Source organism: Mesorhizobium sp. M7D.F.Ca.US.004.03.1.1 (genome assembly GCF_003998635.1).
GTDB classification, from domain to species: Bacteria; Pseudomonadota; Alphaproteobacteria; order Rhizobiales; family Rhizobiaceae; genus Mesorhizobium; species Mesorhizobium loti.
This window is the reverse complement of sequence record NZ_RZQG01000175.1, coordinates 1-8,488: the sequence shown is the minus strand read 5'-3', so window position 1 is coordinate 8,488 and position 8,488 is coordinate 1. Positions and strand designations below refer to the sequence as shown.

Sequence of the window (8,488 nt, the reverse complement as noted above, 5' to 3'; positions counted from 1 at the left end):
TGGGCGGCATTTGCGGGCTCGGCACCAGCGCGCCTGCGATCTGGAACGAGATGCGCGCCGGCCGCTCGGCCATCGGCCAGATCACAAGTCCGCAGCTGCATGACCTGAAGGTCAAGGTCGGCTGCGAAATCAAGACACTTCCCGATCACGGCATCGACCGCAAGCAGACCGTGTCGATGGACCGCTTCAGCCTGTTGGCGACGATCGCAGCCAGGGAAGCCATGCAGCAGTCCGGCCTGGTTTCGAATGAGGCCACCACCTATCGGATGGGCACCGTCGTTGGTGTCGGCGTCTGCGGCTGGGAGGCGATCGAAGAAAGCTATCGGGCTATCCTGATCGAGGGCAAGAATCGCGCCGGCATCTTCACCGTGCCAAAGGTGATGCCAAGTGCGGCCTCCGGCCACGTCAGCATGAATCTCGGCCTGCGCGGCCCGGTCTTCGGCGTCACCTCGGCCTGCTCGTCGTCCAACCACGCCATCACCTCGGCCGTCGACCAGATCAGGCTCGGCCGTGCCGACGTCATGGTCGCCGGCGGCACCGATGCGCCACTGGTCTGGGGTATCCTGAAGGGCTGGGAAGCCTTGCGCGTGCTGGCGCCCGACACCTGCCGGCCATTTTCGGCCGATCGCCAGGGCCTGTCGCTCGGCGAGGGCGCCGGCATGGCGGTGCTGGAGACCTATGAGCACGCCATGGCGCGCGGCGCCACCATCCTTGCCGAAATTGCCGGCGCCGGCCTCTCCGCCGACGCGTCCGACATCGTCGCGCCGACCATCGACGGACCAACGGCCGCCATGCGCGCCTGCCTGGCCGACGCCGGGTTCAATCCCGAGGATGTCGACTATCTCAATGCCCACGGCACCGGCACCAAGGCCAACGACCAGATCGAGACGGCGGCGATCAAGCGCGTCTTCGGCGACCATGCCTACAAGCTTTCCGTGTCGTCGACCAAGTCGATGCACGCCCATTGCCTCGGCGCATCGGGTGCATTGGAGATGATCGCCTGCGTGAATGCGATCCGCGAAGGCATCGTGCCGCCGACCGCCAATTTTCGCGAGGCCGATCCCGATTGCGACCTCGACGTCACGCCGAATGTGGCGCGCGAGCGCAAGGTGCGCACCGCGATCAGCAACGGCTTCGCTTTCGGCGGCACCAATGCGGTGCTGGCCTTCAAGGCTGTCTGATCCCAGGCGATCCTGACCGGACCCGTGGTTACATCTGCCTGATATTGCGGCTAGTTGAACGAGGCGTAACGGTCGCGTGCAGAACGTCCGCCAAGCGACCTTGCAGGACGATCAAATTAGTTCTGTGCAAGAGCCGACTGAAAGTCCTTGGTGTTATTCCGATTGGGATAGGGCTGGTCCGGCACTGGCACGCCAAGATGCAGGCAGAGCGGCTCCCATCCGTCTCCCAGATTGTGGACCAGCAGCCGACCTGACGGCACTGTCGCAACGACCGCCCTTACATTGGCTTCGTAGACGGCCATGGCATTGGCGCGATCGTGCGGCCGGCTGTCGAAGACCTGCCTGGAGATCAAGGCAAGACCCAGCGATTCCTGATCCGTGCTCTGGCTGATACCTGCCAGGATCGTTTTCTCAAAGCTTGTCCACCAGCTTTCCGGCGATCGGTATGTCAGGATGACCCGTGCGTCGGGATAGAACTCAATCAGGTCACGCCAATAGTACGCCGAGGGCCAGTCGATGCAGGACGCGTAGCCCGCAAACAGCTGGTTCCAGTCTGGTGCCGCGCCCTTCGCCAGCGCACGCCAAAGCCGCTTCTGGTCGTCATTGGCCATGACTTCGAACATGTGGTGACAGGGACCGAAGCCAAGGATCGTCAGCGCCTCGCGCATCGAGTCCGTTCCTGTCCGGCCAAAGCCCGTTCCGATTACCCTTATCACCATTGTCCCTCCTGGCTCAGGCCCACAGCCGTCACGTCAATCGCTTGCGAGCACCACCCGCAGGCGGTTTCCCTCGGGATCGGAGAGGTCCAGCGCCCCGTTCATTTGCAGCGAGGGCATGTGCGCATCGTCGAGACGTCGCGCGATGGCCGAGAGGTCTTCCTGGGTAGGAAGCACGATGGTAAAATGCTCGAGACCTGCCGCGCCGAGCGGTGGCTCTTTCAACTCGTCGCGAGCCCAGATGTTGAATGCCACCATGTGCGGGCGTTCCCCGGTGCCGCAGTCGAACAGGCCAAACGTTGCAGACTGGATATGTGGCTTGAAGCCAAGCACGCCGAGGTAGAACGCCATCAACGTTTCGGGCGACCGCGCACGCATATGAATGTGGCCGATGAAGCTGTCCGCCGCCAGCGGAACCTTGACACGGTCCGCCGTGCCAAGCTCCTGCAGCAATCGATCGATATCCAGAGGTTCGAGGCCGGAATGCCTTGTGCCGTCCTTGGCGACAAGCGAAACACCGCCGCCAGCCGTCTCTTCCCTGGAGGCGAGGCGCCCGGGCGTGTCGAAGCAGATCTCGATCCCGTTGCCTGATGGATCGGAAACGTAAAGGGATTCCGAGATCAGATGATCCTGGGCGCCGTGCCTCAGGCCTGAGGCACGCAGCCGGGCTGCGACCCGGGCCAATTCCTTGCGTGTCGTGACATGAATGGCGACATGAAACAGATCGCGGGACTTTGGCGGCAGGACGGTTGTTGCTCCAGCGTGCAACACGATAAGGGTCTTGCCGTCGACGCCGAGTTCGACGATCCCGCTGTCCCTGGTCAGCGTCGAGAGGCCGACGACGTCACGCCAGACCGGCAAAGCGGCTGGAATGTCGACGACGCGCAGATGGACCGGCCCGAGACGGGTGGCGTTGGCCAGAGTTTCTTGCCTCGTCATCGGCCGTTGCCTCCCTGCGGCGCTGGAACATTAGCCGCGAAAGATATGCCTGTCTTGCGCATAATTCGGGTCGACCTCGCCAGGGGTAGCCGGCCGTTGCCGCCCCTGTTGTCACTTGGATGTCCGGCGGGCAATCCATGACATGGTGGACCCGTCCGTGGGTAGTTTGACGCGCCGACTGCCGCCGCGTTGATGGCCATCGCGAGAGGCGTGCTGCCATACCCACAAATTCCTGCGACTGTCCGTGCACGGCGAAACTGCTGCTGACATATTGATCAGGATCGGCCGCGCCCCTAATTCTGCGTGGACCCGCCAAAACCGCGCCGCTCGACGCCAAATCCCCATTCAGGAGTTTTCCATGGCTGACCTGTCCGCCTTTCCGATTGCAACACGCTGGCCGGCCAGGCATCCCGACCAGCTCCAGCTCTATTCCGCGACAACGCCGAACGGCGTGAAGATATCGATTGCCCTGGAAGAGCTCGGCCTGCCCTACGAGCCGCATTGGGTCAACATCGGCCAGAACGAAAGCTGGACGCCGGAATTCCTGTCGCTCAATCCCAACGGCAAGATACCGGCGATCATCGATCCGAACGGTCCCGACGGCAAGCCGATCGGCCTGTTCGAATCCGGCGCCATCCTGCTCTACCTCGCCGAAAAGACCGGCCTGCTCATGCCCGTCGACGCCGCGCGCCGCTACGAGACCATCCAGTGGGTGTTCTTCCAGATGGCCTCAGTCGGGCCGATGTTCGGCCAGGTCGGTTTCTTCCACAAATTCGCCGGCCGCGAGATCGCCGACAAGCGCCCGCTGGAGCGCTATCGCGATGAATCAAAGCGACTGCTCGGTGTGCTCGACATCAGGCTGAAGGGGCGCAAGTGGATCATGGGCAATGACTACACCATCGCCGATATCTCGCTGCTCGGCTGGGTGCGCAACCTGATCGGCTTCTACGAAGCGCGCGAACTCGTCGGCTTCGACGATTTCACCAATGTGGGAACATGGCTGGAACGCGGTCTGGCGCGGCCAGCGGTGCAGAAGGGCCTGACCATACCCGCCAAAGCCTGACGCAAGTCAGCTAGGCCTTGGAGAAGGCTACTTTGCCTTCGCCTTGGCTTTCGAGCCGCCCTTGCCGACCATGGAGGCTGCAAACGATGCGGTGCCCCTGGCGGCGATGACGACCGCGCCCGCCGCTACATTGGCCGCAGCCTTGACCGTGCGCATGGCGCTGCCCGAGATCGAGGCGTCAGCGCTAGCAGCCTTTTTGGGCTTTGCGGCTTTCGGCGCGGCTTTTGCTGCTGTCGGCACCACTTTCTTCGGCGCCGCCTTGCCAAAGGCCGGCTTGGCGTCCTTCGAACGGGCGGTGATCGCCGGGCCGGCGCCTGCCTTGGATTGGGTTGCCTTGCCCTTGGCGGGCGCGGGCTTTCTTGCCTTCTGTGCCATCGCACGGACTCCCTCTTTTGGCAGAATTGCCTTGTCGGCGATAACGGCCTGAAAGTCTTAAGGTTCCCCTTGCGCAATCCGTAGAATCAAGCGGAAAGGCCGATCACCAGATCGGCGGCACTGCGGCGGGCGAGCACGCGCTCGATGTTGGGCATGTCGTTGGAAGCGATCCAGGCGCGCGCATCCGCATCGGAGCGGCCGTGCCCGTGCCAGCGCTCAAGCAGGCGGCGCTCGAGCTCGTTGCGCGGCACGTCGACGAAGATCGAGAAATCGAACAGCGGCGCCAGCCGCGACCACGGCTCTTCGTCGAGCAACAGGTAGTTGCCCTCGACCAGGATGAATTTGGTCTCGGTGGCGACGATCGAGGCGGCGGCGCGCGACAGCTCCATGTTGCGGTCGAAGACCGGGATGGCGATGTCGGGTTCGCCGGCCCGGATACGTTTCAGCAGGGCCTCAAAACCGGCAAAGTCGAAGGTTTCCGGCGCGCCCTTGCGCGCGCGCAGGCCGCGCCGCTCGAGCACGGCGTCGTCATAGTGGAAGCCGTCCATCGGCACGACTTCAGAAGCACCTTCGGGCAGCAGGTCATGCAGCCGCGCCGACAGCGTCGACTTGCCGGAGCCTGGCGGCCCGGCAATGGCGACGATGAAGCGGTTTGCCTTGCCGGCACGCTTGAAGATGGTGGCGGCGAGATGGGCGATTTCGGACATGACAGCCTCGCTGGCAGGAGCTTCAGATCCACCATGTTCCGCATGATGATTTCGGCCACATCTTGGCGGCAGTTCGTGGAAATTTCAAACCCTGCGCTCGCGCAATCCCATCAGGCGGCCGCGGGCTGGCCGATGCGCAGGAAATCGCTGTCGAAGGGAACCTCCCAGGACGAGCCGCCGGCTGCCAGCCGCATGCGGCCATCCGCCGTCGTGACCTCCTGCGGCGGCTCGCCGCCGGACAGCGGCATGGCGCCGATGACATGGCGAAAGGAAACGCTTTGGCCTTCGCCCAGCGCAAAGGCGGTCGCCACCCCTTCGCGCTTCAGCCAGTTGTCGCCGATCGAGGCGGCATGGCCGACGGCAGCGCGGCCGTCCTCGATGCCAAGCACGCCAAGGTGGCGGCCGCTCCAGGGTGCGTAGTCGCGCCCGCCATTGCTGAGCCACAGCATGGTGATCGGCAGCTCGGCGGGGTTCTTCAGCACCAGCACCAGGTCCTCTTCGGCCTGTCGCGCAAGCGCGGTCCAGCCCGGCCCGCCATGATCGGCCTCGACCAGGGTGATGAAATCCTCGCGGCGGTCGTCCATACGGTATTCCGTGAGATCAAGCGTGCCGCCGCCGGCGGCGGGAAAATGGCTGAGATCGGCGGAGCGTGCCGGATAGGCGAGCATGAAGCGGCCGCGTGCGGGATCCGGCTCCAGCGGATCGTCCAGCGTCGCGGCAAACCGCTTTGGCGAAAAGGCCAGCCTGCCGCCGCCGGTCATCGACGTCATCGGGTGATGCGCGACCGAAATGGCGCCATGGCCGCCGCAAAACTCATGCTCCTGGTAGAGGAAGGGATGGTCGTCGCGCAGCGTCAGGATCTTGTCGACGCTCGCGCCCATCACCTTGTGCCGCAGGCGGTAGACCGCGCGCCAGCCATCGCCTGTCGCAGCGCTCTCGACGACATCCCAGGTGCTGTTGGCCGGCCAGCCATGCAGCGGCGCTTCCTCGACATCGCTGCGTGAAAACGGCGCGCAGAGAAAATCGCCCGACAGCCGAACCGTGCCTTCCGGCAAATTGTCCGGCAGCGTCTCGTTCGCATCGACCCAGGGCGCGCGGTGCAGCGGCTTCAGCTGCCGCCCGCCACCGTCGACGACCATGTCGGCGATGTGGCCGACCGTGAGGTCGAGCGAAACCGAAATACCCCTGGCCTTGATCGTGCTGATGGTCATTGCGTTCTCACCGATTCTGCAGGCGCAAACAGAACCCGTTCGGCGGCGGTTACGCAAGCACTGCGGCAGGCATTTTGCATCAAGGGTTGCCTTCACCCTCCCCCTTGTGGGGCGAGGAACCCAAGCGAGGGCATGACATTCCTTTGTATGACCGGCATTAACCAAATGGACGCAACAGCCGCGTTACGTTAGCTTCGTCTCATCTCAGCAACAGCCGACCCCAGAACAGACCTGCCCTTGTCCAACCTGCGTCCCCTTCCGCTCATCCAGAGAGTTTTTGCGGCACTCGCCCTGCTGGTGCTGCTTGCCGGCTGCACCACCACGACGCCGCCCGACAGCGTGCTGGCTGTGCCGGCGCCGGCGCAGAAATATGCCGCCATCGTCGTCGACGCCAGGACCGGCAAGCAGCTGTTCGAGGTCAATTCGACGGCGCAGCGCTACCCGGCCTCGCTGACCAAGATGATGACGCTCTATCTGCTGTTCGAGGCGCTGGAGGCCGGTCGCGTCACCAAAGAGACGCAGATCCCGGTGTCGGACCATGCCGCCTCGCAGCCGCCGACCAAGATGCGCTTCCGGCGCGGCGAGAGTATCGACGTCGATTCGGCGATCCGCGCCATCGTCGTCAAATCGGCCAACGACGTGGCGGTGGCGGTCGGCGAATATCTCGGCGGCTCGGAGGATCAGTTCGCCGCCATGATGACATCCAAGGCGCGCCAGATCGGCATGACCAGCACCACCTTCCGCAACGCCTCGGGCCTGCCCGACGACAGCCAGATGACGACGGCGCGCGACATGGCGGTGCTCGGCATGGCGCTTCATCAGCGCTTTCCCCAGCAATTCCACTATTTCTCCGAAAGCGACTTCATGTTCCGCGGCAGGCTTGTGCGCGGCCACAACGACATGCTCGGCCGCGTGCGCGGCGTCGACGGCATCAAGACCGGCTACATCAGGGCGTCGGGCTTCAACATCGTCACCTCCTACAATGCCGACGGCCGCAACCTGATCGTCGTGGTGATGGGCGCCGACTCAGCCCGCCAGCGCAACGACCATGTCGAAGCGCTGATCCAGCGGAGTTTGTCGCCGACCATGGATGGCACCAAGACCAAGCTGATGTTCGCCGAGCAGTAGTGAGGAAGCAGGGCGGTTCGCGCCTGGCTTGCCCCGGCTGCCAGGGCAATCGATTCAGATTTCGAACTCGCACCATCTCCCTTTTCGGGCGTTGATGCCGCCCCTCACCTGCCTGCCGGCATCCTCTCCCCGTATAGTGACGGGGAGAGGGGCGCTCTCGTCGCCGGTTTCGCCAATCATCAACGTTGCAAGAAGGACACCGTCGTTGCGGCCACCCCCCTTCTCCCCGTCACTATACGGGGAGAAGTGCCCGGCAGGGCGATGAGGGGCGGCGCCGACCTCGACAATTGCCCGATGACGGCAACTATGCTATAAACTTGCGTATGGTGCTGATTTGCGCCAGTGACCCGCCGCAAGGCGGGTTTTTTGTTGCCGGTGCCGTCCTTCCACAGACTCGGAGCAAGGAGCGAAGCAACGCAGCGCAGACCCCATGGTCTTCGCGACGGAGCGTCGCCCACGGATGACGACGATCTCCAATGCCTCACCGCGCCGTCGCCAGCCACATCGCCTCTCCGATCAAAACCACTTGTCCGGCATGCGAAATCCGTGTCCCGCGCTGGCTATGCGCCGCCACCTCTGCTTATCGTCCATCGCAGCACCACAGCAGGAGCCCGCACCATGAGCACCGTCCCGAAAACGCCCGAGCAGGCGGCAGAGAACGACAATGGCGGCGAATATTTCGAGGCGCCGATCATTGGCGAGCACGAGGCCGACCAGACCTCGGACGAGCAGCTCGAAACGCCCGATGTGCCCGACTCGGAACCATCCGCTCCAGGCGCATCACGCGGCAAGCCCAAGAAAAAACCGTCGGCGATATCGGGCCGCAAATTCCGCAAGCGCGATCTCGTGCGCATCGACACGCTGCGCCCGAGCCTCGCCGACCGCATCCACGCCGATCACCCGGACCTGCCGACCGGCGCCCGCATCAGCCGCGCCGAGCTCGGCCGCTACCGCATGCGCTACATGGAGGAGCTTCTGCAGCAGGAGCACGGCGAATTCTCCGAGCTCGACCGCCAGGTGGTCGAATCGATCGCCAGACAAGACACCATTTCCGAAAACTCAGAGGAGGAGTTTGAGGAACACCGGACCTTTGCCGACCGTGTCTCCGACAACATGGCGGCCTTCGGCGGCAGCTGGTGGTTCCTGATCTCGTTCGGCAGCGTGCTGC

Annotated in this window: 8 protein-coding genes and 1 pseudogene; 4 read left to right on the top strand and 5 right to left on the bottom strand. The window is 64.0% G+C overall.

Translation table 11 applies throughout. The features are described 5' to 3' along the window. Nucleotides 1-1,181: beta-ketoacyl-[acyl-carrier-protein] synthase family protein (locus EN935_RS12825; protein ID WP_245488932.1), on the top strand; the 1,181-nt coding region annotated here is incomplete at its 5' end. A gap of 116 nt (nt 1,182-1,297) precedes the next feature. Here the strand turns inward: EN935_RS12825 and EN935_RS12820 are convergent. Beyond that, entirely contained in the window at nt 1,298-1,900 is a 603-nt protein-coding gene (locus tag EN935_RS12820) for a sulfotransferase family protein (protein ID WP_127262375.1), read from the bottom strand. 33 nt (nt 1,901-1,933) lie between these two features. Continuing rightward, entirely contained in the window at nt 1,934-2,836 is a 903-nt protein-coding gene (locus EN935_RS12815) for a VOC family protein (RefSeq protein WP_127262374.1), read from the bottom strand. A gap of 358 nt (nt 2,837-3,194) precedes the next feature. Between EN935_RS12815 and EN935_RS12810 the strand changes: the two genes are divergently transcribed. Beyond that, nucleotides 3,195-3,899 (top strand): glutathione S-transferase N-terminal domain-containing protein, encoded by a 705-nt coding sequence (locus EN935_RS12810; RefSeq protein ID WP_127262373.1) that lies wholly within the window; start codon nt 3,195-3,197, stop codon nt 3,897-3,899. 27 nt (nt 3,900-3,926) lie between these two features. On the opposite strand, the gene EN935_RS12805 is transcribed toward EN935_RS12810, so the two are convergent. The 3 genes from EN935_RS12805 to EN935_RS12795 all read right to left on the bottom strand — a co-directional run bounded on the left by EN935_RS12805 (nt 3,927) and on the right by EN935_RS12795 (nt 6,192). Then, nucleotides 3,927-4,274, bottom strand: coding sequence for a hypothetical protein (locus EN935_RS12805; RefSeq protein ID WP_127262372.1), 348 nt, complete (start codon nt 4,272-4,274; stop codon nt 3,927-3,929). Nucleotides 4,275-4,360: 86 nt separating this feature from the next. Then, nucleotides 4,361-4,981 (bottom strand): nucleoside triphosphate hydrolase, encoded by a 621-nt coding sequence (locus tag EN935_RS12800; RefSeq protein ID WP_127262371.1) that lies wholly within the window; start codon nt 4,979-4,981, stop codon nt 4,361-4,363. A 110-nt stretch (nt 4,982-5,091) separates the two neighbouring features. After that, a complete protein-coding gene (locus EN935_RS12795; protein ID WP_127262370.1) occupies nt 5,092-6,192 on the bottom strand; it encodes a hypothetical protein in 1,101 nt (366 codons plus the stop codon). Nucleotides 6,193-6,429: 237 nt separating this feature from the next. On the opposite strand from EN935_RS12795, the gene EN935_RS12790 reads away from it, so the two are divergent. Together EN935_RS12790 and EN935_RS12780 are read left to right on the top strand one after the other, a co-directional pair. Beyond that, a complete protein-coding gene (locus tag EN935_RS12790) occupies nt 6,430-7,320 on the top strand; it encodes a D-alanyl-D-alanine carboxypeptidase family protein (protein WP_127262369.1) in 891 nt (296 codons plus the stop codon). Nucleotides 7,321-7,938: 618 nt separating this feature from the next. Beyond that, nucleotides 7,939-8,488 (top strand): annotated as a pseudogene (locus EN935_RS12780) (hypothetical protein); the annotation flags it as partial.

Bases quoted from the DNA above. Each gene is read 5' to 3' on its own strand.
- EN935_RS12820 (WP_127262375.1), bottom strand. From the start codon at position 1,900: ATGGTGATAAGGGTAATCGGAACGGGCTTTGGCCGGACAGGAACGGAC.
- EN935_RS12815 (WP_127262374.1), bottom strand. From the start codon at position 2,836: ATGACGAGGCAAGAAACTCTGGCCAACGCCACCCGTCTCGGGCCGGTC.
- EN935_RS12810 (WP_127262373.1), top strand. From the start codon at position 3,195: ATGGCTGACCTGTCCGCCTTTCCGATTGCAACACGCTGGCCGGCCAGG.
- EN935_RS12805 (WP_127262372.1), bottom strand. From the start codon at position 4,274: ATGGCACAGAAGGCAAGAAAGCCCGCGCCCGCCAAGGGCAAGGCAACC.
- EN935_RS12800 (WP_127262371.1), bottom strand. From the start codon at position 4,981: ATGTCCGAAATCGCCCATCTCGCCGCCACCATCTTCAAGCGTGCCGGC.
- EN935_RS12795 (WP_127262370.1), bottom strand. From the start codon at position 6,192: ATGACCATCAGCACGATCAAGGCCAGGGGTATTTCGGTTTCGCTCGAC.